Annotated in this window: 26 protein-coding genes and 1 other annotated feature; of the genes, 4 read left to right on the forward strand and 22 right to left on the reverse strand. The window is 45.9% G+C overall.

Annotated features, from left to right (window positions below; all coding sequences use genetic code 11):
* The first annotated feature begins 29 nt into the window (after positions 1–29).
* Together glcD and MOB98_RS01150 are read left to right on the forward strand one after the other, a co-directional pair.
* On the forward strand, positions 30–1,442 hold the full coding sequence (glcD, locus tag MOB98_RS01145; protein WP_268359071.1) for a glycolate oxidase subunit GlcD: 1,413 nt from the start codon (positions 30–32) through the stop codon (positions 1,440–1,442).
* Positions 1,439–2,773: a (Fe-S)-binding protein gene (locus MOB98_RS01150; RefSeq protein WP_268359069.1), complete on the forward strand. Its 1,335-nt coding sequence runs from the start codon at positions 1,439–1,441 to the stop codon at positions 2,771–2,773. Before glcD ends, MOB98_RS01150 begins: the two co-directional genes overlap by 4 nt.
* A gap of 38 nt (positions 2,774–2,811) precedes the next feature.
* Here MOB98_RS01150 and MOB98_RS01155 read toward each other — a convergent pair whose 3' ends face one another.
* The 16 genes from MOB98_RS01155 to MOB98_RS01230 form a co-directional block, all read right to left on the reverse strand.
* Positions 2,812–3,192 (reverse strand): VOC family protein, encoded by a 381-nt coding sequence (locus MOB98_RS01155; protein WP_268359068.1) that lies wholly within the window; start codon positions 3,190–3,192, stop codon positions 2,812–2,814.
* A gap of 32 nt (positions 3,193–3,224) precedes the next feature.
* A complete protein-coding gene (cstA, locus tag MOB98_RS01160; RefSeq protein ID WP_268359067.1) occupies positions 3,225–5,021 on the reverse strand; it encodes a carbon starvation protein CstA in 1,797 nt (598 codons plus the stop codon).
* 111 nt (positions 5,022–5,132) lie between these two features.
* Complete coding sequence (locus MOB98_RS01165; RefSeq protein ID WP_268359064.1) at positions 5,133–6,026, reverse strand: DUF4097 family beta strand repeat-containing protein; 894 nt, start codon at positions 6,024–6,026, stop codon at positions 5,133–5,135.
* Complete coding sequence (locus MOB98_RS01170; protein WP_268359063.1) at positions 6,023–6,577, reverse strand: HAAS signaling domain-containing protein; 555 nt, start codon at positions 6,575–6,577, stop codon at positions 6,023–6,025. Before MOB98_RS01170 ends, MOB98_RS01165 begins: the two co-directional genes overlap by 4 nt.
* Complete coding sequence (locus MOB98_RS01175) at positions 6,574–6,900, reverse strand: PadR family transcriptional regulator (RefSeq protein ID WP_268359060.1); 327 nt, start codon at positions 6,898–6,900, stop codon at positions 6,574–6,576. The genes MOB98_RS01170 and MOB98_RS01175 overlap by 4 nt, the downstream gene beginning before the upstream one ends.
* 145 nt (positions 6,901–7,045) lie before the next feature.
* Positions 7,046–8,548 (reverse strand): alpha-L-arabinofuranosidase AbfA, encoded by a 1,503-nt coding sequence (gene abfA / locus MOB98_RS01180; protein WP_268359058.1) that lies wholly within the window; start codon positions 8,546–8,548, stop codon positions 7,046–7,048.
* An 18-nt stretch (positions 8,549–8,566) separates the two neighbouring features.
* Positions 8,567–9,412 carry an arabinose ABC transporter permease AraQ gene (araQ, locus tag MOB98_RS01185; protein WP_268359056.1) on the reverse strand — a complete coding sequence of 282 codons (846 nt, stop codon included), beginning with the start codon at positions 9,410–9,412 and terminating at the stop codon, positions 8,567–8,569.
* The gene (locus MOB98_RS01190; protein ID WP_268359054.1) at positions 9,413–10,354 is read right to left on the reverse strand and encodes a carbohydrate ABC transporter permease; all 942 of its coding nucleotides are present in this window, start codon (positions 10,352–10,354) and stop codon (positions 9,413–9,415) included.
* A 35-nt stretch (positions 10,355–10,389) separates the two neighbouring features.
* Positions 10,390–11,691, reverse strand: coding sequence for an ABC transporter substrate-binding protein (locus MOB98_RS01195; protein WP_268359052.1), 1,302 nt, complete (start codon positions 11,689–11,691; stop codon positions 10,390–10,392).
* 30 nt (positions 11,692–11,721) lie between these two features.
* Complete coding sequence (gene egsA / locus MOB98_RS01200; protein WP_268359050.1) at positions 11,722–12,906, reverse strand: sn-glycerol-1-phosphate dehydrogenase; 1,185 nt, start codon at positions 12,904–12,906, stop codon at positions 11,722–11,724.
* Positions 12,903–13,721 (reverse strand): HAD-IIA family hydrolase, encoded by an 819-nt coding sequence (locus MOB98_RS01205; RefSeq protein WP_268359120.1) that lies wholly within the window; start codon positions 13,719–13,721, stop codon positions 12,903–12,905. Before MOB98_RS01205 ends, egsA begins: the two co-directional genes overlap by 4 nt.
* Positions 13,699–14,388: an L-ribulose-5-phosphate 4-epimerase gene (gene araD / locus MOB98_RS01210; RefSeq protein WP_268359047.1), complete on the reverse strand. Its 690-nt coding sequence runs from the start codon at positions 14,386–14,388 to the stop codon at positions 13,699–13,701. Before araD ends, MOB98_RS01205 begins: the two co-directional genes overlap by 23 nt.
* Before the next feature lie 16 nt (positions 14,389–14,404).
* Entirely contained in the window at positions 14,405–16,087 is a 1,683-nt protein-coding gene (araB, locus tag MOB98_RS01215) for a ribulokinase (protein WP_268359045.1), read from the reverse strand.
* Positions 16,088–16,102: 15 nt separating this feature from the next.
* Positions 16,103–17,593 (reverse strand): L-arabinose isomerase, encoded by a 1,491-nt coding sequence (gene araA, locus MOB98_RS01220; RefSeq protein ID WP_268359042.1) that lies wholly within the window; start codon positions 17,591–17,593, stop codon positions 16,103–16,105.
* A 178-nt stretch (positions 17,594–17,771) separates the two neighbouring features.
* Complete coding sequence (gene abnA / locus MOB98_RS01225) at positions 17,772–18,743, reverse strand: arabinan endo-1,5-alpha-L-arabinosidase AbnA (RefSeq protein WP_268359040.1); 972 nt, start codon at positions 18,741–18,743, stop codon at positions 17,772–17,774.
* Positions 18,744–18,938: 195 nt separating this feature from the next.
* Positions 18,939–20,024: a M42 family metallopeptidase gene (locus MOB98_RS01230; RefSeq protein WP_268359039.1), complete on the reverse strand. Its 1,086-nt coding sequence runs from the start codon at positions 20,022–20,024 to the stop codon at positions 18,939–18,941.
* Positions 20,025–20,208: 184 nt separating this feature from the next.
* Between MOB98_RS01230 and ysdB the strand changes: the two genes are divergently transcribed.
* A complete protein-coding gene (gene ysdB, locus MOB98_RS01235; protein WP_268359037.1) occupies positions 20,209–20,601 on the forward strand; it encodes a sigma W pathway protein YsdB in 393 nt (130 codons plus the stop codon).
* Positions 20,602–20,617: 16 nt separating this feature from the next.
* Here the strand turns inward: ysdB and MOB98_RS01240 are convergent, their stop codons facing one another.
* Genes MOB98_RS01240 through infC form a run of 4 tightly spaced genes read right to left on the reverse strand, consistent with a single transcriptional unit; the run spans position 20,618 to position 22,068 of the window.
* Positions 20,618–20,887 carry a DUF1294 domain-containing protein gene (locus tag MOB98_RS01240; RefSeq protein WP_268359035.1) on the reverse strand — a complete coding sequence of 90 codons (270 nt, stop codon included), beginning with the start codon at positions 20,885–20,887 and terminating at the stop codon, positions 20,618–20,620.
* A gap of 55 nt (positions 20,888–20,942) precedes the next feature.
* Positions 20,943–21,302, reverse strand: coding sequence for a 50S ribosomal protein L20 (gene rplT / locus MOB98_RS01245; RefSeq protein WP_003222420.1), 360 nt, complete (start codon positions 21,300–21,302; stop codon positions 20,943–20,945).
* Between the two features lie 31 nt (positions 21,303–21,333).
* A complete protein-coding gene (gene rpmI, locus MOB98_RS01250) occupies positions 21,334–21,534 on the reverse strand; it encodes a 50S ribosomal protein L35 (protein ID WP_003222418.1) in 201 nt (66 codons plus the stop codon).
* A 12-nt stretch (positions 21,535–21,546) separates the two neighbouring features.
* Positions 21,547–22,068: a translation initiation factor IF-3 gene (gene infC, locus MOB98_RS01255; protein ID WP_010886591.1), complete on the reverse strand. Its 522-nt coding sequence runs from the start codon at positions 22,066–22,068 to the stop codon at positions 21,547–21,549.
* Positions 22,069–22,126: 58 nt separating this feature from the next.
* Positions 22,127–22,257 (reverse strand) — a sequence feature (ribosomal protein L20 leader region).
* A gap of 444 nt (positions 22,258–22,701) precedes the next feature.
* On the opposite strand from infC, the gene MOB98_RS01260 reads away from it, so the two are divergent.
* Positions 22,702–23,364, forward strand: coding sequence for a hypothetical protein (locus MOB98_RS01260; protein WP_268359033.1), 663 nt, complete (start codon positions 22,702–22,704; stop codon positions 23,362–23,364).
* Between the two features lie 31 nt (positions 23,365–23,395).
* Here the strand turns inward: MOB98_RS01260 and lrgB are convergent, their stop codons facing one another.
* Positions 23,396–24,091: an antiholin-like protein LrgB gene (lrgB, locus tag MOB98_RS01265; RefSeq protein WP_100275556.1), complete on the reverse strand. Its 696-nt coding sequence runs from the start codon at positions 24,089–24,091 to the stop codon at positions 23,396–23,398.
* A 20-nt stretch (positions 24,092–24,111) separates the two neighbouring features.
* Positions 24,112–24,555 carry an antiholin-like murein hydrolase modulator LrgA gene (gene lrgA / locus MOB98_RS01270; protein ID WP_268359031.1) on the reverse strand — a complete coding sequence of 148 codons (444 nt, stop codon included), beginning with the start codon at positions 24,553–24,555 and terminating at the stop codon, positions 24,112–24,114.
* Positions 24,556–24,687: the final 132 nt, after the last annotated feature.

The following is a 24,687-nucleotide window of genomic DNA, read 5'->3' on the forward strand; positions in this document are numbered from 1 at the left end:
AAGCGTTTTTTGACAGGGGGATGGGTGAAATGATCACCAAAGATGTAAAAGAAAAGCTGATTCGGGTTGTCGGACCGGAAAACTTTGATGACTCGAATGCCGGCCGTCTCGTCTATTCGTATGATGCGACGCCGCAGTTTCAGTCTATGCCTGATGCTGTGATTGCTCCGCGAAATACCGAAGAAATATCACGAATTTTAACGATTTGCAGTGAGCATCAAATGCCGATCGTTCCAAGAGGATCTGGGACAAACCTGTGCGGCGGCACGTGCCCAACTGAAGGCGGGCTTGTACTTCTCTTTAAGCATATGAACCGGATTCTTGAAATTGATGAAGAAAATTTGACCGCGACAGTCCAGCCTGGCGTTATTACATTGGATATGATCCGTGCGGTTGAAAGCAAGGGTTTGTTTTATCCGCCCGATCCGAGTTCTATGAAAATATCAACCATGGGCGGAAACATCAATGAAAATTCAGGCGGGCTTCGCGGCTTAAAATACGGTGTCACCCGCGACTATGTTATTGGACTGGAGGTTGTGCTCGCAAATGGAGACATCATCCGGACCGGCGGAAAACTCGCAAAGGATGTAGCCGGATATGACCTTACACGTCTTTTTGTCGGCTCTGAAGGAACACTCGGCATTGTGACAGAGGCAATCGTCAAACTCGTTCCAAAGCCTGAAACAAAAAAGACGCTGCTTGCCCTATATGAAAATATCGATGCCGCTGCTCAAACAGTATCAGACATCATTGCCGCAAAAATTATACCAGCCACACTAGAATTTCTCGACCAGCCCACACTTTTGGTGATTGAGGATTATGCCAAAATCGGACTTCCGACAAACGCAAAGGCTGTGCTGCTCATTGAGCAAGACGGGCCGCTTGAAACTGTTGAACGGGATATGAAAAAGATTGAGGCGATCTGCAAAAAAGGCGAGGCCGTTTCCGTTCAGGCCGCCCAAACGGAGGAGGAAGCATTTGCCCTGACAGAAGCCCGGCGTTCTGCACTTTCTGCTCTTGCCCGCCTCAAGCCGACGACCATTTTAGAGGACGCGACCGTTCCTCGCTCAGAAATCGCCAATATGGTAAAAGCCATTAATGATATTGCCGCCAAATACGATGTTTCCATCTGTACCTTCGGCCATGCGGGGGACGGGAACCTTCACCCAACATGCACGACAGACGTAAGAAATGAAGATGAGATGGAACGTGTCGAACAGGCTTTTGCCGAGATTTTCGAAAAAGCAATTGAACTGGGCGGCACGATAACCGGGGAGCACGGAGTCGGGGCCATGAAAGCGCCTTACTTGGAAATGAAGCTGAAAAAAGAAGGCATTGCCGCGATGAAAGCGCTGAAAGCGGCATTTGATCCCCGGAACATCTTGAACCCGGGCAAAGTGTTTGCGAAAGACGCCAGAAAACGGGTGGTGGCAGAAAGATGACAACAGATAAAGAAATGAAACTGATCCAGCATGAGTTTAAAGAGCGCATGGATGAAGGCGAGCTTTTGAATTGTATGCGCTGCGGCTTCTGCCTTCCTTCCTGTCCGACCTATATCGAATCGGGTTTTCAGGAAACTCACTCTCCACGCGGACGCATCGCCTTAATGAAAGCCGTGGCCGACGGCCAGATTGAACCGGATGAAGATGTCGAACGATCGCTGTCACTTTGCCTCGGCTGCCGCGCATGTGAGCCTGTATGCCCGTCAGGCGTGAAATACGGGCAGTTGCTCGAAGAAGCCAGAGATATTATCCACCAAAATAAAAAACACTCGCTCGGCACACGCGTCATGCGAAAGGCAGCTTTTCACGAGCTGTTTCCGCATCAAAATCGCATGAGGTCAGCTGTAAGCCTTATTGGTTTGTATCAGCGGTCAGGACTGCAAACCGCTGTGCGGAAAACCGGTATGCTTCGCGTCCTGCCTGAGCATTTACGAACGATGGAAGCCGTTCTTCCTGATGTGCCAAAAGGCAAAGACATGAAGCATCGGCCGCATTTGCTGCCATCAATTGGCCCTACAAAAAAACGGATTGCCTTTTTTTCGGGCTGCTTAATGGATACAATGTTTTTACCGACCAACAATGCCACACTAAAGCTTTTACAGCTGGCAGGCTGCGACATTGTCATTCCTCCTGAACAGGCTTGCTGCGGTGCCCTGCATGGACACAGCGGTGAAAAAAATGCAGGCAAAGAGCTCGCGAAACAAAATATTGCTGCTTTTGAAGCGTTAGACGTGGATGCAGTCATTACAAATGCAGGCGGATGCGGAGCCTTTCTCACTGAATACGATCATTTGCTGAAGGATGATCCCGAGTGGTCGGAGCGGGCCGCTGCGTTTGTTCAGAAGCTGAAAGATTTTTCGTCCGTTTTGGTTGAACTCGATTTTCATCAAATGGACTTAGTGCTCGAGACGCCGAAGGTCATTACCTATCAAGATTCATGTCATCTAAGAAATGTGATGCTTACGTCTCTTGAGCCCCGACAGCTTCTTCATAGCATCAAGGGGGCCGAATTCAAAGAAATGGATAAAGCGGACAGCTGCTGCGGATCAGCGGGAATTTATAACATCGTAGAAGCCGAGATGTCTATGAAAATACTGGACAGTAAAATGGCTGCCGTCAAAGCAACCGAAGCGATCGTCATTGTGACAGCAAATCCCGGCTGCCTGCTGCAGATGAAGCTCGGCATCGAACGCGAAGGACTAAGCGGTAAAGTCAAAGCCGTTCATTTGGCTGATTTGCTGCTGGAAGCAGCTGGACACAAAACATCATAAGAAAGCCCAAAACAGAAATTGTTTTGGGCTTTTGTACGTTATTCCATCGGGCTGCAAATTTCGATATAATGTCCATCCGGGTCGGAAATATAGGCGACCGTCTGTCCCCACGGCTTCACTTTCGGCTCTCCAATAATCGTGACGCCTTGTTCTCTTACCCTTTTGATAACCTCTTCTACGTTTTCAGTGACAAACCCGATTTCAAATGTGTGTGAAGCAGATGCATCTGGAATGTCTAGCTGTGTGATTTCTCTGGCGCTTTCCCGCGTATTAAGCGCCAATATCGTAGATCCTGTTTCAAATTCAACATACGTTCCGTGTTCAGCACGAATCGGCAGCCCTAAAATATCCTTGTAAAAATGAACGGCCCGCTTGCTGTCGGATACGTATAGAATAAGATACTTCATTGATAGATTCATGTCCAAACCTCCTCAAAATGTTCATTAACCTTCTATCCAGGGATAGATGCTTCCATCCTTAAGCTCGGATCTCTCCACATCTGCGCCCATTTTTTCACAGCTGCCACGATTATGATAAAGCCTAACAGCAGCATGATGATCGATAATACGCCATTCAAAACACTGTAGCCTGATGCTTCTGGATTCAGATACACATTGCGCACCATCCAATAGCCCGCATAATTGACAGTGACATATAAATAGGCAAGCGGGATAAGACAGGTCAAAATGTAACGGCGTTTATCGGCTATTTTCAGCACGATGGTCGCTCCGATAATCAGCCCTACTGAAGCCATCAGCTGGTTGGACACACCAAAGAGCGCCCAAATGGAACCGATATCCCCTGAATACAGCAAATAGCCCCACATCAAGCAGGCAAGCGCGCTGGCAAATACAGAGCCCGGAATCCAGTCAGTTTTCTTCAGCGGTTTATACACCTCTCCGAAGAAATCCTGTATCAAATAACGGGCGACCCGTGTGCCGGCGTCAATTGCCGTTAAAATAAATACCGCTTCAAACATAATGACAAATTGGAAGAAATATGATGCCAAATGGCTGAAAAACGGCATTCCGGTAAAAATATAAGTCATTCCCACTGCAAGCGTGACGGCTCCCCCTGTTCTTCCTTCTAAATCCAAACCGATTTCCCTGCTCAATTCAGGCAAATGTACGACATCCATACCGAGCGTACGGAACACCTCTGGCGTGCTGTTAATTGCAAAGTAATCTGCAGGCTGCAAGGCGGTTGCCGCAATCAGCGCCATGATGCCGACAAGACACTCAACAAGCATTGCGCCGAATGCAACCGGCTTCATATCACTCCATTTATTCAGCATTTTCGGCGTCGTTCCTGAACCGACAAAGGCATGGAATCCAGAGATCGCACCGCAGGCGATGGTTATAGAAATGAATGGCCAGACGGGTCCTGCCAGCACCGGCCCTCCGCCTTTTACGAATTCTGTAAATGCAGGAAACGGGATGGACGGATTAACGACAAACACCCCTGCAATCAAAGCGATAAAAACACCGATTTTCATAAAGCTGCTTAAATAATCACGCGGTGCGAGCAGCAGCCAAACGGGAAGCGCCGCTGCAAAGAACGCATAAACAGGAAGCGCGATTGCAAGCGTTTTCGTATCTAGCGTTAAAAAGTCACCGAGCGCCGTAGTCTGCACCCATGGGCCGATAAAAACTCCTGCCATTAAAAAGAGAAAGCCGATCGTTGACGCAAGCTTTAAATTTCCCGTTTTCTTATAATATAAGCCCACACCCATCGCAATCGGGATCGTAATCCCTACCGCAAATGTCCCCCAGGGATTGCGTTCAAGCGCGTGCAGCACAACCATCGACAGGCCCGCCATCGTAATCGTGATAATAAACAGCATAGACAGTCCGGTACAAAAGCCGGCAACAGGGCCGAGCTCGTCCTTGGCCACTTCCGACAGCGATTTTCCATTTTTGCGCATCGATGCAAACAGCACCACAATATCATGGACGGCTCCCCCGATTACCGCCCCGATTAACAGCCATAACAACCCCGGCAAATAGCCAAACTGCGCCGCCAGAATCGGTCCGACCAGCGGCCCGGCCGCTGCGATCGCCGCAAAATGGTGGCCGAACGAAACCCATTTATTTGTAGGCACATAGTCTTTTCCATCCTCAAGCGCATGAGCAGGCGTCGGCTTGTCATCATTCACTTTGAGAACCTTCACCATCATAAATGTTCCGTATAAACGATAGGCGATAGCCAAAATACACATTGACGCTATCACGATTGTAACCGCATTCATTTTCTCCCATCCCCTTTGCTGTTTTTCATAAATATATCACAATTTCATGATGAAAAGCGGTCATTTTTTCCTATACAAAAAAGCCGGCTGGAATGGGCCGGCTTGAGACAGTTAGTTTAGTTCAATATCTCCAGATGTTGTACGAACTTTTAAATGGTTAGAGATCCCGCTATCACCTACATAACCTACAATACGGTGCTCTGATTTTTCTTTATAAAGGATTTGATCGAGATTGACCGAGGCATCACCGGAGTCAGCCTGAAAATCTACTGCCAAAGATGCCGGTTCTTTCTGATATTCTACGGACACATCTCCGCTCGTTGTATTGATGCTGATGTCTTCGTTCTCTTGCCCCTGAAGAAGATCAATATCCCCGGAGGTTGTCTTATAGCTCAGCTTTTTAGATGTTGTGCGGCTGCTTTTTATTGATCCGCTTGTTGTCTTTACCTCACCTTGCCCCAATGAATTTTGGTCTGCTTGAACATCTCCGCTCGTTGTTTTTAATGTCATCTCGTTTTTGATACGTGAGTCCTTCAGCTCAATATCTCCTGATGTAGAGTCAGCCGCTGATTGATCCGTTTGCACATTTTCAATTAGAATATCGCCAGAGGTTGTCGTTACGGTTATCTCGTCATACTTCTTTTCCGGAATAATGATTGTGATTTTCATATCCTTTTCGCTGCTCCACGGTATAAAGGAGATGCTATTCCTGTGCTCTTTTTGGTTAATCGTTAACGATTTGCCATCTTGGCTCACGTCGAATAGCTTTTTGCTTTTATCACTGACTTTTCCTTGAGCAGCTACCTGAATATCATCTGTTTGCCCGCTTTTGACCTCTGCATCCAGCGAGCTCGTTGTTACCTTCATTTTTTTAATATCTGCAGCTTCATAGATTTCAGCAGCTTTCACCTTTTCATTTGTAAAATCTGAGGCAACTGCAGAGATGACAGCTCCGATTACCCCAACTGCAAATACTGCGATCAATCCAATTATGATCTTTTTCATGCCTGCGCCCCCGTCACTAGCTTTAGATTGTATCTGATATACCGTAAACTCATGCTATACAGCAGCTTGCCTAAATACCAAAGCCCTATACAAGATAGCAGCCCCAGACTGCCAAATGCGAGCGATAAAAAGAACTCCAGCATCATGTGCGTATTCGTTTGAAACATTACCATGCCGACAAACATAATCGGTGACACAGAAAGTGCAAGCGCCGCCCCGCATAGACCCACGTATACTCCAAAAATGCCAATAGCCGGTCCCAGCACGAAAATCAAATTTAAGATGCTTACCGCTGCTGCTGAACAGACCATGTGAAAGAGGTTCTTCTTAGGGCGCTGCAATGCTGGGGCAGTTTCTGTGACATCGGGCACCAATTCCTTTGCAATTTGTTTTGGAGAGCCGAGTTCTCTGATGATGTCAGCTTCTAGCCTGCCTTCTTTCATCCCTTCGGTAATATGTTCTTCAAAATCAAATAAGACCTCATTCCGCTCTTCTTCAGATAGCGGCTGTAACGCTTTACTTAACTCCTGTAAAAACAATTTTTGATTCATCGTTCTCCTCCCCTTGCCGCATCAATGATTTGATTGACAGACGCTGTGAACTGATCCCATTCTGCCAGCAGCAATTTCATTCGCATGAAACCAAGCTTTGACATCGTGTAATATTTTCTGGCAGGCCCTTCGGAAGACGGCGCCATATATGTTTCTAAATACTCTTCTTTCGTCAGTCTTCTGAGGAGAGGATATAAGGTGCCTTCTGCAATCGCCATGTGCCTGGAAATGTTTTGAGAAAGCTCATAACCGTATTGGTCTTTTTCAGATAGTAATACGAGCACACATAGCTCCAATGCTCCCTTTTTAAATTGAGCATTCATCATAAGATCCTCCTTGAGACCTATATTGTTTATTTTTTCCACTAACTAACCATATAGTATCATCCACTACTGAACATTGCAAGGTACTGAATCATATCTACTCAAAAAAGAAAAACCGGAGAGTGATCTCCGGTTTTTCTTTCTCTTATGACTGTTTTTTCAGGCGGATCACATTCCAGGAAAGCGGCGTGAGATGGGCAGTTAAGCCGTTTTCGCTAATTGACGATGTGCCGTTGGTATGCGGGACGACATTTTTTCTGTTATGCTGGTTTGTCGCCTTGATATCCTGATGCTCAAGTACGATGTGCTCTGTGATTTGGTAGGATTCAAAGCCTCTGAGCGAAACCTCTGTCTCCATCTGATCCTCAGCCTTGTTTACCGCAAAAATAGTGAGTGTTTCTTCCTCTTCAGAGTACACAACAGCAGCATCAACATATGGCACATCAGTGAAATCAGAACAATCGTACTTAGGAGAAGAAATAAGCGGTTTCAGTGACTCGCCCCTTCCGTAAACAGAAGCATGCATGTATGGATAGAAAATCGGCTGTCTCCATGCTTCTCCGCCTTTTTCCGTCATGATCGGCGCGATGACATTGACAAGCTGTGCAAGACACGCAATTTTCACACGGTCTGCGTGCTGCAGCATCGTAATGAGCAGAGAGCCGACTAATAAGGCATCTTCAAAATTATAAATATCCTCTAAAATCGGGCGCGCAGTAATCCACGGTTCTACTTTTTTATCAGCCTCATTTGAGTGATACCAAACGTTCCATTCATCCAGAGAGAGATTGATTGTTTTCTTGCTGCGTGTTTTCGCTTTAACATAGTCACAGGTTGCAGCGACAGATTTAATAAAATGATCCAGATCCATGGAACGGGCCAAGTAGTTTGGCAGATTGTTATCCCGGTTTCCGTAATACGTATGGAGAGAAATATAGTCGACATGCTCGTACGTATGCTCCAGCACCTTCGCTTCCCAATCGATAAAGGTCGGCATGCCGCTGTTTGAGCTGCCGCAGGCTACGAGTTCAATTGATGGGTCAACCCATTTCATGACCTTTGCCGTCTCCGCAGCAAGCCGTCCGTATTCGTCAGCTGTTTTGTGGCCGATTTGCCACGGACCGTCCATTTCATTTCCTAAGCACCATGTCTTGATTCCGTACGGCTGCTCATAGCCATGCGATCTCCTTAAATCACTCCAGTAAGAGCCTTTCGGGTGGTTGCAGTATTCAACGAGGTTGCGGGCGGCATCTATGCCTCTTGTCCCAAGGTTGACCGCCATATTAACCTCAGTATTCACCTTTTTTGCCCAGGTTAAAAATTCATTTGTTCCCACTTCATTGGTTTCTGTCGTTTGCCATGCCAAATCAAGACGTCTTGGGCGGTTTTCGACTGGCCCAACACCGTCCTCCCAGTTGTATCCGGATAAAAAGTTTCCTCCCGGATAGCGGATGATCGGAACCTGCAATTCTTTGATCAGCGACTGGACATCTTTTCTAAACCCGTCTTCATCCGCTTCAGGATGATCAGGCTCATATATGCCTTCGTATACCGCACGCCCCATATGTTCAATAAATGAGCCGTAAATCCGTTTGTCTACTTCACCGATTTTATATTCTTTGTCTACAATCATTCGCGCTTTTTTCATCACACGTTTCCTCCTTCATTAACCTTTGACTCCCCCTACCGTCAGGCCGGAGATAAAGTACTTTTGGAAAAACAAGAAAATGATAATGACCGGCAAAATGGCAAATACTGAGCCGGATATGAGCATGTCATAGTTGTTTCCATATGGGCTCAGCAAGCTGGACAGCCCAATTGGAAGCGTAAACATTTCTTTCGAGCGAAGCACAATCAGCGGCCATAAGAAGTTGTTCCAGCTGTTTAAGGACTGAAGGATGATCATCGCTCCAAAAGCCGGTTTCATCAGCGGCGCCATAATCCTGAAAAAGATGCCGAATTCCGTACAGCCGTCCATCCTTGCAGAGTCGAGCAGATCTCTGGGCAGACCAAGCGCATATTGCCTGAAAAAGAAAACAGCAACAGGTGAAACGATGAACGGCAAAATGACACCTGTATATGAATCGATCAAGTGCAGTCCGACTGTAAGCTTAAACAGAGGAAGCATCATCACTTCAAGCGGAACCATCATAATAATCAGCACAAGAACAAAGATGATATTTCTTCCCTTAAAATCATAAACTGCAAGCCCGTACCCGATCATCGAAGAAAAAAACAAAGTGAGCACGGTCGTGAAAAGCCCAAGCACAAGACTGTTAAAAAACCATTTGAAATAAATGCTGCCGCCGTTAAACAGAAATGTATAATTATCAAGACTCATCACCTTAGGATCAATGTCAAGATTCAGCCCGACACGCAAAAGTTCAGATGACGGCTTTAATGATCCTAAAAGCAAACAGAAAATCGGAAAAATATACAATAGGCTCAGCATCATAAAAAATAGGGTCAGCGCGATTCTGTAAACGCTAAACTGAGGACTGTGCCGCAACATTTATCCCTCCCCCTTAAACGAGCCTGACAGCTTTAATGAAATCAGGCTGACAACAAGGATCACAATCAAAAGCACAATGCCGATGGCCGCTCCGTAGCCCATTTCATTGTAAGCAAGCCCCTGCTGATACAAATATCCGACAAGCGTCAGACCGATATTACCCGGGGAATTATTCTGCCAAAGGACGTAGCTTTCCTCAAACATCCTGAATCCGCCGATGATGCTGATGGTCAGCACATATACAGTAACAGGCTTGAGGAATGGAAGCGTGATGTGCATAAATTTTTTCATCGTATTCGCTCCGTCAATATCAGCGGCTTCGTACAGCTCTTTCGGCACATTTTGCAAACCGGCCAAAAAGTATAGGATGTTAATTCCCATCCATCTCCACGAAGCAAGCAGCACCATCAGAAACATGCCGGTATGTTCATTGTTCATCCAGTTCTGAGGTGAAAAGCCAAGTTTGAGTAAGATGGAATTGGCCAGAGACGTTTCCATTTCTCCGAAGATCAGCCGAAAAATGATTCCCGCCACAATGGTGGAGGTCAATGCCGGGATGAATAACGCTGATTTGAATATATTTCTGAATTTGACCAGCTTTGAATTCAGGAATATGGCCAGAAGCAATGGGACAGGAATCAGCACGATCAGCGTCCAAAAGGTGTATTCCAGCGTATTCCAAAGGGCGGTATAGAACGTCGGATTGTTTAGCGCAGTGTAATTGGACAATCCGACAAACGTCACCTCTCCCGGCAATATTCTTTGAAAGCTCATGATGAAGACACTAATGATGGGGTATAGAAAAAATACGAGAAAGGATAAAATGAAAGGCGCTGTAAACAGATAGGGCGCCGCTTTTTTCGAATAAAACAGATCTCGCCAGCCTGATTGTTTCGATGCTGAAGGAACGGGATGAACCGTTCCCGTTTTCACAGGTTTCATGAGAACCTCCCCGCTTTCACTTTTTGAATGGGATTCTATTTCTGTTTCAGTTCACCTGCCGCTCTGTCCAAGGCTTGTTTAGGCGTTTTTTGCTGAGATTTAAGTGCGTCGAACAATACGCTTCTGTTGACAAGGTCTGAAGCCTTGGCAAAATCCTCATGTAAATAAATCGGATTGATTTCATCCTTGATATCGAGCAGCACAGAAAAAATGCCTGTTCCGTTTTGGAAATAATCAGTGTATTTGTTTTTCTCTTTCAATTCATTGGAGCTCCAGACATCCCAGCGAAGCGGGTCAAATCCGAGTACACTCCAGAGCTTTTTGTTTCCTTCTTTAGAGCCCTTCGCAAAAGCCAAAAACTCTTTTGCTAATTCAACATGCTTGGCTTGCTTCGGCACAATAGTTGCCGTACCGCCCAAACCTGCTGAACGGTCGCCCCCCTCTTTCCATGCCGGAAGCGGCCTGATGGCAATCTTCCCTTTCAGATCAGGCATATAATCTATGAATCTTCCCATATACCAAATCGGCATCAGAACGGAAGCGGCCCCGCCTTGGTTCATAAAGCCGTAATATTCTTCACTGTGATGCCCGCCGCCCGGCGCAGGTATCATCGTTTTATCATTGATCATGTCTTTTAAATATTGAAGTGTTTTGACGTTGGTGTCATTATTGAGGATCAGCTTGCCGTTTTTATCAAAATAGCCTGAGTTTTGCTGTGAAATCATGGATAAGAACGTTCCGGAATCGTTCGTTTCTACCGTTCCCATCGGCTTACCGGTTACTTTGCGCACTTTCTGTCCGGCTTTATGGTAATCATCCCATGTTTTAATATCATCAGGATTGACGCCAGCTTTTTTCATCACATCCATGTTATAAAACATGACTGTCGTCCCTACATGCGTATCCAGCCCATAAAGCTTGCCGTTTTTGCTGTACAGGGTAAGCCGCGCCTCAACGAATTTATCGCGGTCCTTTTCAATCAGCGGAGTCAGGTCGGCAAGCGGAATATCAGAGCCCTTCAAAAAGTTTGAAAAACGGGCCAATTCGATATCGGCAATATCAGGAACGCCTTCTCCCGCAATTAAGGAGATCGACAAGTTATCGTGCATTTGCCCATACGGATAAACAACCGTATTCAGCTTAATTTTGCGGTCAGGATTTTTTTTGTTCCATTCCTTCACCATCTCCACATAAAACTGCTCATGAAGTCCGTTAAATGTCCAAAAGGTCAGCTCAGTTTCACCCGATTTTCCGGATGATCGTTCTGCTGAACACCCAGCAATGATTAATGTCAGCAGCATCATGAGCACAAGAAAACAGGCAGTCATTTTTTTCATCTGCGTTACCCCTTCCATTCGAGGTGCGGGCTATTCATATAGACCATGATTGATCAGCGTTTTGTTTTCATTGATAATTCTTAATCCGGTGCAGCGGTCTCTTAAGGTGTGGGCGTGTCTAAAGGCATTCTTGACGGAATCCTGCCCGACACCGATTTCGCCAAAAGACGCAGGGCCTCCGGCTGATCTCAGCCAATCGGCCAGCACTTCTCCTTTCGGGAGCGTTTCATAAGCCGATTGAATGGCTTCCCGACGGCCCGGAGAAAATTCGTTTAGCCCGTCATCCTGAGCGAGTTTTCTATAAGTGTCAGTTAATAAAACAGCAGCACAGCCCACCTTTGCCCCATGAAGAATCTGAGGACGGTTTTTCTCCATTAATTCCATCTCAATCCAGTGAGAAATATGATGTTCTCCGCCTGATGCCGGGCGGGAATGATCTAAGGCCAGCATGACAAGCCCCGATACAATTAAAGACTCCATTAAAACCCGTATGCCTGTTTCGGTTTTCATCGCAATGTCTTCTGTGTGTGCGATACAGGCATCAAGCGCCTCCTGAACGATCTTAGCCCCTGTGGGAGAATAAGGCTCGCCTGCAAGATGTCTGGAGATTTCCCAATCAGCTAAAGACGTGATTTTACCGAGCATGTCACCAAACCCCGCCGCCACCATTGACTGGGGTGCCGCTTTTAATAGATCCAGATCAGCGAACAGCGCAGACGGAGCCTTTGTTTGAATGGTTGTTTTCGTTCCGTATAAAATAATTGGCGCCCCGGCTGATGTAAATCCGTCTACTGATGGAGCAGTCGGATAGGAAATAAACGGCAAATTCCTCTGAAACGCCGCAAAGCGCACGATATCGTGAATCGTGCCCGAGCCGACTGCGATCATGACATCTGTTGTTTTTTTCGTATGGATCAGTGCATGAATGAGCGATCGTTCATCAGCCACTACATCTCCGGCTTCATTTTCCGGAATAATCAGGCATTTGGCCTGGAATCCTTCTTGATTCAAGCGGTCTTCCAAATCAATTCCTGCAATGCGATGTGTATTCGAGTCACACACTAGCACGATCTGTTTGTAATTTTTTCTTTTTACATACTCTAAAAGCGAATCGGCTGCTTGTTTTTCAAGAGCAATTTCTTCCATTTCGATAGGAAACGTCTTTTCTCCGGCTTGTTCAAAAGCACGCTGAACGTCAGCTGCGATACGATTCATAACAGAATCCCCTCCTCAGCTAATTTGGTTACATCCTTAATAGACTCCAGCACATAATCCGGTGTGTACAAACGCTGTTCACCCGGTTTCGCAGAACCGGTCAGCACTAAGGCGCTTTTCATGCCATAAAGCTTCCCCATCGCAATGTCTGATTCAATGCTGTCTCCGATAATCATGCATTCATGTGCGGCCAGCCCCATTGCTGTACAGGCGGCCTCCGCCATCAGCCATGACGGCTTTCCGACAACAAGCTCCGTTTTCGCTTGAGCTGAAGCCTCTATCGCTCCAATCATTCCGGCCACATCGATGGCGTTGCCGTCTTCGTTCGGAAAGGAGCGGTCTTTGTTTGTAGCAATGATACGAGCTCCGCCCGCGGCCGCTTGAAAGGCTTGATTTAAATCTTCGTACGTGAGCGTTTCATGAAGGGAGATCACAAGCCAATCCGCTTCCTTCGGTTCGTTCGCTTGCTGCACGCCAGCCAGCCTCAGCTCGTCAACCAAACCTTGTTCTCCAAGCACCCACACCGTTGCAAAACGATAATGGTTTTTCAGAAAAGCTGCTGTGACACTTGACGACAAAACAATATCGCTTACATCCGCCTCTATCCCCGCGCCGAGAAGTTTTTTTCTGCACATGGCACGGGAAATATTCCCCCGATTGCTTAGAAAAACGATTTTCTTCCCCATTTCTCGGAGTGTATTGATCGCTTCTCTTGCCCCTTCTATCAACTCATTTCCTCTAAATACAGTACCGTCCAAGTCAATCAGAATGCCTGCCGGTGCCACAGCAGAATTATGACTGTCCATAATACGCATTTGCTCCGTGTTTTCGATAAAAATGCTTTTCATGAAGGACTGTATTGATTGGATTTACATCCTTGTTCAGCATAATGGAGTGATAAGCCATTTCCGCAACCGTTTCTAATACGACTGCGTTATGAATGGCGTTTAAGGCGTCCGTGCCCCAGCAGAACGGGCCGTGATTATTCACGAGTACACCCGGCACCTGTTCGTAGTTATGATGCTGAAAGGTTTCTGCTATGACTTTTCCTGTATTCCGTTCGTAGTCATGAATGATTTCTTCATCATACATTTCTCTTGTACACGGAATCGCGCTGTCAAAATAATCAGCATGTGTCGTGCCTAATGGCGGAATGTCTCTGCCCGATTGCGCCCAGCTTGTCGCCCATTGAGAATGGGTATGGACAATTCCCCCGATATTCGGAAAGGCTTTATATAAATAAACATGGGTGGGCGTATCTGAAGAAGGCTTAAGCGAGCCTTCGACGACCTCTCCTTCAAGGTTTAAAACAACCAAGTCATCTGCTGTCAGGTCGCTGTATTCGACTCCGCTAGGTTTGATGACAATTCTTCCTTTTTCACGGTCAATGCCGCTGACATTTCCCCACGTAAAGGTTACCAGCTGATGCTCTTGAAGCTTCAGGTTGGCAGCCAGCACTTCTTTTTTTAATGTTTCAAGCATGCTCCATCACCCTTTATCAATTCTTTTTGGCGGCAGATGAAAATTGAAGATTTTTAATTGTTTTCAGACGTTTCATGACATGGTTTTCTTTTCCGAAATAGTGAACCAGCTCTTTATATTCAGCGTATAATTTTTCATACACCACAGCGTTTTCGGCGTTTGGCGAATAAGAAATATCTTTCAGTTTTCCCATGTGCGCCGCTGCCTCTTTGATGTCGTCGTATCCGCCGTTTTCTTTACCTGCGGCAAGCGCGCCGAAAATGGCAGATCCTAAGGCAGGGGCTTGCGGGGAACCAGAGATTTTAATGTCCATGTTTGTCACATCCGCATAAATCTGCATGACAAACGGGTTTTTCTCAGCTATTCCGCCGGCTGCGTACAGCTCCTCGATCGGAACTCCGCTTTCTTTGAACGTTTCGATAATCATCCGGGTTCCGTAAGCTGTCGCTTCAACTAGCGCTCTATAAATCTCTTCAGGCTTCGTCAGCAGCGTCATGCCAAGCAGCATTCCTGTTAAATCAGCATCAACAAGAGTTGAACGGTTTCCATTCCACCAATCCAAAGCAAGCAGACCGCTTTCACCCGGCGCTTGAAGGTTTGCTTTCTCGCTCAGCAGCTCATGAATGCCCATGTTTTTTTCCTCTGCTTCCTCTTGATACGCTTGAGGTACACATGTTTTCACAAACCAGTCAAAATGATCGCCAACACAGGACTGCCCGGCTTCATATCCCGCATAGCCGGGAAGAATCCCGTTATCCACGACACCGCACATACCAGGCACGATATGCACCTCTTCGCCTAGAAGAACGTGGCACGTTGAGGTTCCCATAATCATCAGCATTTTCCCTGGCTCTGTGATGCCGACTGCCGGCACGGAAACATGGGCGTCAACATTGGCAACCGCAACAGCCGTCCCCGGAAGAAGGCCTGTGAGCTGTGCCATTTTTTCTGTCAATTCGCCTGCTTTTTCGCCCACTGAATGAATAGAACCTGCTAATTTGTCTTTTGTAATCGTTTTCATTAAAGGATGTAATTTGTCAAAGAAATCATCTGACGGATATCCCGCTTTTTCACTCCATATCGCTTTATACCCCGCTGTACAGTTGCTTCGCTTGAGCGAGCCGCACAGCTGGTACACGATCCAGTCCGCAGCCTCGATGATCCGGTCAGCCGCTTCATAAATGTGAGGCGCTTCTTCGGCAATCTGCATAACCTTAGGAATCATCCATTCAGAGGAAATTTTTCCTCCGTACCGTTGCAAAAAAGCTTCTCCTTCTTCTTCCGCAATTTGATTGAGCCGATCAGCATGTTTTTGGGCCGCATGATGCTTCCAGAGCTTCACATAACTATGCGGCTCCTCTTCATATTCCGGCAGCATGCATAACGGCTGCCCTGACTTGTCAACAGGCAGGATCGTACAGGCCGTAAAATCAATTCCAATCCCGATAATGTCTTTCGGTTCAACGCCCGTCTGTTCGAGTATAGACGGAATGGTTGTTTCCAAGACTTCGAGGTAATCCGCCGGATGCTGCAGCGCCCAGTCCCTCGGCAGCTTTTGGCCTGTTTTTGGAAGGGCGGTATCAATGACAGCGTGCCTGTATTCTTTCACAGCAGCCGCCAGTTCCTCCCCTGTTTGAACATGAACGAGTACCGCTCTTCCTGATAAAGTTCCGAAATCAACCCCTATTGTGTAAGCCAAGTGACATCCCCCTCTCTACTTTTGAAGCCGGTAAAGCGCCTCGTTCCATTTTAATTCGTGTTTTAGTTTATGAATCGTCGTATCACGGGAAATGAGCACACTTTCGATCCCCGCCATTTCCGCCCAATCGAGCATTTGCTCTGCTGTCAGTTCATAAGACAAGCAGGTATGGTGTGCGCCGCCTGCTAAAATCCATGCCTCCGCCGCTGTTTTCAATGACGGCTCCGGTTTCCAGAGAACACGGGCTACCGGCAGATTCGGCATGTCTTTTTCAATTTCCTGACCGTTGACCTCATTCAAAACAAGGCGGAAACGCCCCCCGATATCAACAAGGCTTGCTTGAATGGCTGAACCGCTGATGCCGTTAAATACAAAACGTGCTGGGTCTTCCTTGCCTCCTATAGAAAGCGGATGAACCTCGATTCTCGGCTGATCCAAGGCAACAGTCGGACACACTTCAAGCATGTGCGAACCCAAAATCATCTCATTTCCCGGTTCAAAATGGTACGTATAATCTTCCATAAAGGACGTTCTTTTTCCTTCGGCCATGATTTTCATCATCCGCACAAGAGCCGCTGTCTTCCAATCTCCTTCGCCGGCGAACCCGTAGCCCTTCTCCATCAGGCGCTGAACGGCAAGTCCCGGCAGCTGCTTCATTCCGTGCAGCACTTCAAATGATGTCGTGAAAGCTGTGTATCCGCCTTGTTCAAGAAAAGCGGTTAAGCCAAGTTCTATTTTCGCCTGTTCCTTAATGGACGCCACCTTTGCTTCGTCACGTTTTGTTTCCTCGCTGATCACATAAAGCCTGTCATACTCCGCATAGAGCGTGTCAACCTCGTCATCCGTAATGCGGTTCATCACTTCGACAAGATCTCCGATGCCATATCCGTCAACCTGCCAGCCAAATTGAATATGCGCCCCCACTTTGTCTCCATCCGTTACCGCGACGTGACGCATGTTATCTCCGAATCTGGCAACCTTAATATGTCTGCTTTCATTTAATGCAGCCGCCGTATCCATCCACTGGGAAATCTCTTTCTTCACTTCTTCATCATCCCAATAGCCGGCGACGACTTTCCGGTTCAGACCCATTCGCGAGTTGATATAACCGTATTCACGATCGCCATGTGCGGATTGGTTGCTGTTCATAAAATCCATGTCAATCGTACCCCAAGGGATATCGCGATTATATTGAGTGTGCAGATGCATAAGCGGTTTTTGATAAGAGGAAAGGCCTTCTATCCACATTTTTGCGGGAGAAAATGTGTGCATCCATGTAATGATACCGGCGCATGTCTCACTGTACTCCGCTTCTCTTAACAGCTGTCTGATGGTTTCCGGTGAAGTGACGACAGGCTTATGCGTGATTTTGTATCTGGAAGAAACCCCGCTGAGCCCCTCACAAATGCTTTTCGCATGCTGATCCACCAGTTCCAGCGTCTCTTCCCCGTATAGGTGCTGGCTTCCTGTTACAAACCAGAATTCATAATCCTTTGTCTGAAGCATGTAAACTGCCCCTTTCTTATAAAATAAAACGCTTTCATACATTACAAAAGATACGTACTAATAATAAAAAATAAATCAATAACTATTAATTTGTACGAACAATTTCATTATAGTAACTGACTATTATACTGTCAATCTTTTCTTTTAAAAAAAGCCGGGCGCTGCCCGGCTTTTTCACTCAATAGGACGGCCAGCCCGAACTCCAATTCAAATCATTGATGAGAAGCTTCGGAATGCCGTTGTCATTGGCGTCATAGGCATGACGAACAAGAATGTTTCCGTTTACAATATCCTGGCCTCCGGGTCCTTTCCATTGGTCATTCCCGGAATCCAAAATGGTGCCCCCGCCTTCCAGCATGCTTTTTCCGCTTTTATCAAGATAAGGGCCTGTAATGCTTTTAGATCTTCCATAAGCAATTTTGTACGTACTGTTTACACCGTCACAGCATTTATCAAATGAGACCATTAAATAGTAATAGCCATTTTGATACGTAAGAGTAGGAGCCTCAAGCGCCCAGCCATTATTCGGTCTGGCAGCAATCGAATAGAGCGAGCCTGTCGGCTTCATCGTATTCTTATCAAGCTTGGTCAGCTTAATACCGCTCCAAAACGAGCCGAATGCAAGCCACGGGTTGCCATCCTTGTCGAATGTCAGCTCCGGATCAATGGCGTTATAATTATTTGAGCTTGTCGAACGAATCACCAAGCCCTCGTCCTTCCAGCTCCCTGAACTGATGCTTGTTGAAGATGCCAGGCCGATGGCAGATGTATTGCTTCCAAAAGAAGAAACAGAATAATACAGCCAGTACTTTCCGTTATAGTATTGGATGTCCGGCGCCCATTGGTTTGGCTCGTAATTCGGCACATAATTGGACCACCACGATAGCGGTGTGCTAAAAATGGACTTTTGTACGGTCCAATTTTTTGCGTCTGAAGACTTCAACACCCGCAGCCCCCGTTCTTCCGTAAGCCCTGTGCCAAGCGCATACCACGAGCTCCCCTCTTTGATCATGGTCGGATCGTGAAGCAGCTCATTGGATGACCCCCAAAATGCGGCCTCTGCAGGAGCAGCGGAAGTGAATATCAAGCCAGCAGCCAGAGCGGCACTCGAAAAATGAAAGAAGCGTTTCCATGTTTTTTTCTTTTTCAACTTTTCTAACCTCCTTTAAATCAGAAAGCGCTTACAAATATATTGTTTTACCCTCCTTTCCTTACAAATGAGCGGCGTATCGTATGTCGTCATGTTCAGGACATTTTCGGTATCATCTTTATTGTAGTCACTCCGCCTTAATTTGTACAGACAAAAAAATAGAATCTGCCTTGGAAGGCAGATTCCTCCGTATCTTTATTGGTACGTAATCTCATCGACCGTTTTCCGGTCTAGCTTCTTGATGACTTCTGTAATTAATTTTACCGCGTTTTCATAATCGTCACGGTGCAGCATAGCCGCGTGCGTATGAATGTAGCGGGTTGCAATGGTAATGGAGAGTGCAGGCACGCCATTTGCCGTCAAATGGATGGCTCCCGAATCTGTTCCGCCGCCGGCAATGGCATCAAATTGATACGGAATGCCCGCTTCCTCTGCGGTAGCCACAACTATATCACGCAAACCTTTGTGAGAGACCATAGACGCATCGTACACGATAATCTGCGGCCCTTCGCCCATTTTGCTTTGCGCTTCCTTCTCGGAAATGCCAGGCGTGTCTCCTGCTATGCCTACATCAACACCAAACGCAATATCAGGCTGAATGGCATGGGCAGCCGTTTTCGCTCCTCTGAGGCCGACTTCCTCCTGAACAGTCCCGACGCCATACACAATGTTTGGATGATCTGTGTTTTGTAAATTTTTTAACACATCAATGGCAATCGCACAGCCGATGCGGTTGTCCCATGCCTTTGCCAATAGGAATTTTTCATTGTTCATCACCGTAAATTCAAAATGAGGTACGATCATGTCTCCCGGAAGTACACCCCATTCCAAGGCTTCTTCTCGGCTTGAAGCTCCAATATCAATAAACATGTCTTTTATTTCCACTGATTTTTTTCTCGCTTCTGGAGATAAAATATGAGGCGGCTTAGAACCGATAACCCCTGTGATTTCCCCTTTTTTCGTGACGATGGTAACACGCTGAGCCAGCATGACCTGAGCCCACCAGCCGCCAACAGTTTGGAAACGGATAAAGCCTTTATCCGTGATTTGCGTCACCATAAAGCCCACTTCGTCTAAATGCCCGGCGATCATAATTTTAGGGCCATTTTCTGCACCCGTTTTTTTGGCAATTAAACTGCCAAGACGATCTGTTGTCACCTCATCAGCAAATGGCTCTATGTATGATTTCATCACTTGCCTTACTTCTCTTTCATTGCCCGGTATGCCTTTTGCATCTGTTAAATCTTTCAGCATGGTCAATGTTTCATCTAATTTTGCCATGTTCCAAAACCCTCCTTCATCAGTCCTGCATTCTTATTATACAAAACCTGGCGCTAACCATACGACTATTTCACTTGAAAATCGGGTATATGTTTTTAGAACTTTCTTTTAGAAAAAGTGAAACCTTTTTCTATGCTCTTCGTATTACATCAGATCATCACCATAAGGGAGGTGCCTTCACACAATGTTTGTCATGGTTCTAAGGATTATTTTGCTTGCACTTTTTGCTTATTGTATTTATGCCGTGGTCAAATTTGTCGCGAATCCAAAGAGAAGGCTTAAGCTGGCCCAATCAAAAGAACATTTTTATATTATCGATGAACAAAACAATACCCGAAAGAATTTTCAGCTGACGTATAAAGGCGTGCTTTTTGAAGGAGAAAAGCATATTCCTTCCAAGGACCACCCGCTGTTTATCCACACGATCTTTGTCTGGACAGAATCTCCTGAGAAGCTGAAACATTTCTCTGCAAAAGATTTTGAGAACATTGAAGAAAAAGTGCTGGAACGTTATCCGAATTGTAAGATTGACTGGGACCAGCCCATTAAACTCGCAAAAAAAGCAGAAGAGCGTTAAAACGCTTTTCTGCTTTTTATAAATCAAACGGGCTGTAATAAATGACGATAAAGATCGCTTCAATCACCAGAAGAAGCGGCACTCCGTATTGAAAAGACGCGTGCTTCGTTTTATGTCTGAAGGTTTGCATGCCAAGCCAGATCCCGAGCGCGCCAAACACGAACGCAATCAGCCACAGCCGCTCTTCGGAAATTCTCCATTTGTGCTGCTGCGCTTTTCGTTTGTCAACGCCCATCACCCAAAATCCGCAAAGATTGATCAGTACCAAATAGACAGCGATAATCATGTTGCCTCACCCTTTATATAAAAAAGCCGCTCTGCTGGAGAGCGGCCCTATATGATTACTTGTTTAATTGAGCTTTAGCAGCATCAGCAAGCTGATTGAATGCAGTAAGATCATTTACAGCAAGATCAGCAAGCATTTTACGGTTTACTTCAATACCAGAAAGCTTAAGACCGTGCATTAAACGGCTGTAAGAAAGACCGTTCATACGAGCAGCTGCATTGATACGAGTGATCCAAAGCTTACGGAAATCACGTTTTTTCTGACGACGGTCACGGAAAGCATAGTTTCCAGATTTCATGACCTGCTGGTTAGCTACTTTGTATAATGTATGTTTTGAACCGAAATAACCTTTTGCTAATTTAAGAACCTTTTTACGACGCTTACGTGTAACAGTTCCGCCTTTTACTCTTGGCATTAAATTTCCCTCCTAATTGTTCCTTATCCGATTACTTGATGTTAGCAAGCATTTGTTTGATACGTTTGAAGTCTCCTGCGCTTACAACAGCACTCTTGCGAAGCTTACGCTTTTGCTTTTGAGATTTGTTGGCGAATAAGTGACTTGTGTACGCGTGAGAACGTTTTAACTTCCCAGAACCTGTCTTTTTAAAACGTTTAGCAGATCCGCGGTGAGTTTTCATTTTTGGCATGGGATTTCCTCCTTATTGCTTTTCGTTTTTCGGCGCGAGCATTAAGAACATGCTGCGGCCGTCCATTTTTGGTTTTGTTTCGACAGTCGCAACCTCAGCACATGCTTCAGAAAAACGGTCTAACACACGCTGACCGATTTCTTTATGAGTGATTGCGCGTCCTTTAAAGCGGATAGAAGCTTTCACTTTATCGCCTTTTTCAAGGAATTTAATCGCATTGCGCAATTTCGTGTTAAAGTCATGCTCATCGATTGTCGGACTTAACCGAACTTCTTTTAAGTTAATGATTTTTTGATTCTTGCGTGCTTCTTTTTCCTTTTTCTGCTGCTCAAATCGGAACTTACCGTAGTCCATGATTCGGCAGACAGGCGGTTTTGCATTCGCTGCAACTAACACCAGGTCAAGATTTGCGCGGCCGGCGATTTCAAGTGCTTCCTGACGGGACTTGATTCCAAGCTGGTCGCCATTTTGTCCGATTAAACGGACCTCACGTGCACGGATACCCTCATTAACCAATTGATCTTTGCTAATAATGAGCCACCTCCATAGTTTCTTCGAATTGATTCACAACTCATTTTGACTGCATTTTGCAGGCAAACAAAAAGTGCGGGCATTATAAAACACCCACACTACGAACATCTGTATCAATAAAAATGTACGGTCAACCTGCCAACTACATGCATGTGTCAATCAGGTGAGAAGCGGGTGCTTCTGCTTGTGATTTATATTCAATTCAATAACTATTCTACACAATGCCGGATCTTTAGTCAAGGACGACTTATCCGGAACAACTTTTACATTGTAACATGGGTTTTCTATGAGTGCAAGAGTGAAAAAGAAAATCTTTCATCCTCATCCAGAAGGTATCGTTCTGAACCGTTCAGCCATGCATCAAGTGTTCTGTTGAAAAACATCGGCTGGGCGATCGGTGCTACATGACTGGTTAAAATCAGGAGAGCGAGGCAATGAAAATGGCTGATTCGTGCTCACATCACCCGCTGACAGCTCCACACGAATAAACCTACTGTGCAGAGTATGGTGTAAAGAGCAACAGTCTTCCCCCATCCTTCTCCTTCATTCGCTATCCACAACAAAACCATTGACAGGTAGAAATGTAAAACAAAGTTAATCCATAACCGATATAAGAAGGAGAAGGGAGTCTGACACATGAACAAACTGATACAGCTTGCTTTATTTTTCACATTGATATTAACCGGTTGCTCGAATAGCAGCACATCTTCTGAACCAAAAGCTGAAACGGTTAAGACAGCCGTAGTATTTAATCAAAAGGAACTAGAGAAAGAGCTGAAAAAACTAAAACCCGTTTCACTGGACATGGATTTCGAGAGTCCACTCGCTGCTGAGTTAGGAAAGCGGAAGGCAAAAGAAGCAGCCGAGAAGCAAAGACAGATCGCAGCCGAGAAAAAACGTGAAAAAGAGCGGGAGGCGAAACGAAAGAAACAGCAGGAGGAAGCAGCGGAGAGACAGCGATTGGCAGAGCAGCAGGCTGCAGAGAGACAGCGATTAGCGGAAGCGGAAAGACAAGCTGAACTTGAAAGACAGCGGCAGGCGGCAATCCAAAAAGAGCAGAAAGCGAACGCTGAGAAAAAGCGGCAATCACAGCCACAACGGCAGCAGACCGAGGCACCCTCGTCTAATAGTCAAGATTCACCATCCTCCTCGAGCCAAACAGATGAAACCAATCAACAGCCGGCTTTAGAGCTTCCTGATGACGATGGTTATGGTTATGAGGAACGAAAAAAGTGGCATGATGATCAAGTGGAATGGGGCATTAAGCAAGGATATATCGATCCTGAAGACGCACCATAAAATAAAAAAAGCCAAGGCATTCAGCCTTGGCTTATCCTCCGATCAGCTGCATGAAAACAGGTATGACCAGAACCGTTACCACTCCTACTACGACAACAGCGATACTTGCCATCGCAGCTTCAACTTCTCCCATCTCGATCCCGACCGCTACACCGAGTGCATGTCCGGACGTTCCGAGAGCCAATCCTTTAGAAATCGGATTCTTTACTTTAAACACCTTTAAGAACAATGCCCCGAGCGCATATACAATGACAGCGTTAAAGATGACCGCAAAGGCAGTGATGTCGCTAATGCCTCCGATGTCTTTTGATAACGGAAGCGCAATTGCCGTTGTTGCAGCCTGCGGCAGCATGCTTTTCATGACAGCCGAATCGAGATGAATGCCTTTTGCAAGCAAATAAACAATCGTGACAGAGCAGATAGAGCCGACAATAATGGAGGACATGATTTGCCACCAATATTTTTTGAGCTTGTCTCTTTGTTTGTACAAAGGAATGGCAAAAGCGATCGTCGCCGGTTCAAGGAAAAACTTAATGATTTCTCCTCCGTTATTATAGTCCGCGTAGGAAAAACCGCCGATTTTTAAAAATGCGATCCCAAGCACCATGGCAACAAACAAAGGAGTGAAAAGGAAGAAGCCTTTCGTTTTCTTGAATAAAAAGGTGCCGATGCCGAATGCAGCAAGTGATACGACAATTCCGAAATAAGGACTCATTGTGCTTTCCATCTGATGAACCTCCTGTTTCCTTAATGGTGAACGAGTTCGTTATTGTTCTGCGGGCTTTGCACTGTTTTTGTTGTTTTCACGTCTGCCGCAGTCTTGCGTTTTCCGCTAATTGAAAGAATCAGCTGAGAAAACAATCCCGTAGCCCCCAGCAATATAATGGTCGCAAGCAGAATGACAAGAACAATTTGCAGACCGTATTGCTGCATGACACCAAGCGAATTCATAACAGATATACCAGAAGGGACAAATAAAAATCCGATCAGAGAGGTTAAAGACGTTCCGAGCGTTTCTACCTGTTCCAGTTTAATAACTTTCAAACATAATAGGAGAAATAATAAGACCAATCCTACAACCGATGCCGGGATAGGAATTGGGACAATAGCGGCAATCATATTCGAAACCAGCATAATGACGGCAAAAATAAATGCTTGTGTTAAAAATCCGTACACTTTTTTAGCACTCATTTTCTTCACCTCTTTCTCTTTGGTACCCCCATTATAAATAAGAATCCCTTAATATAAAGCGCTTACAAGATAACATGCAAAATAGCGGGGCTGAGTTGCAGAAACAAATGGCTGAAATGCAAAAAGCCGCCC

It is taken from the genome of Bacillus sp. N13C7, assembly GCF_026790065.1.
GTDB lineage: Bacteria > Bacillota > Bacilli > Bacillales > Bacillaceae > Bacillus.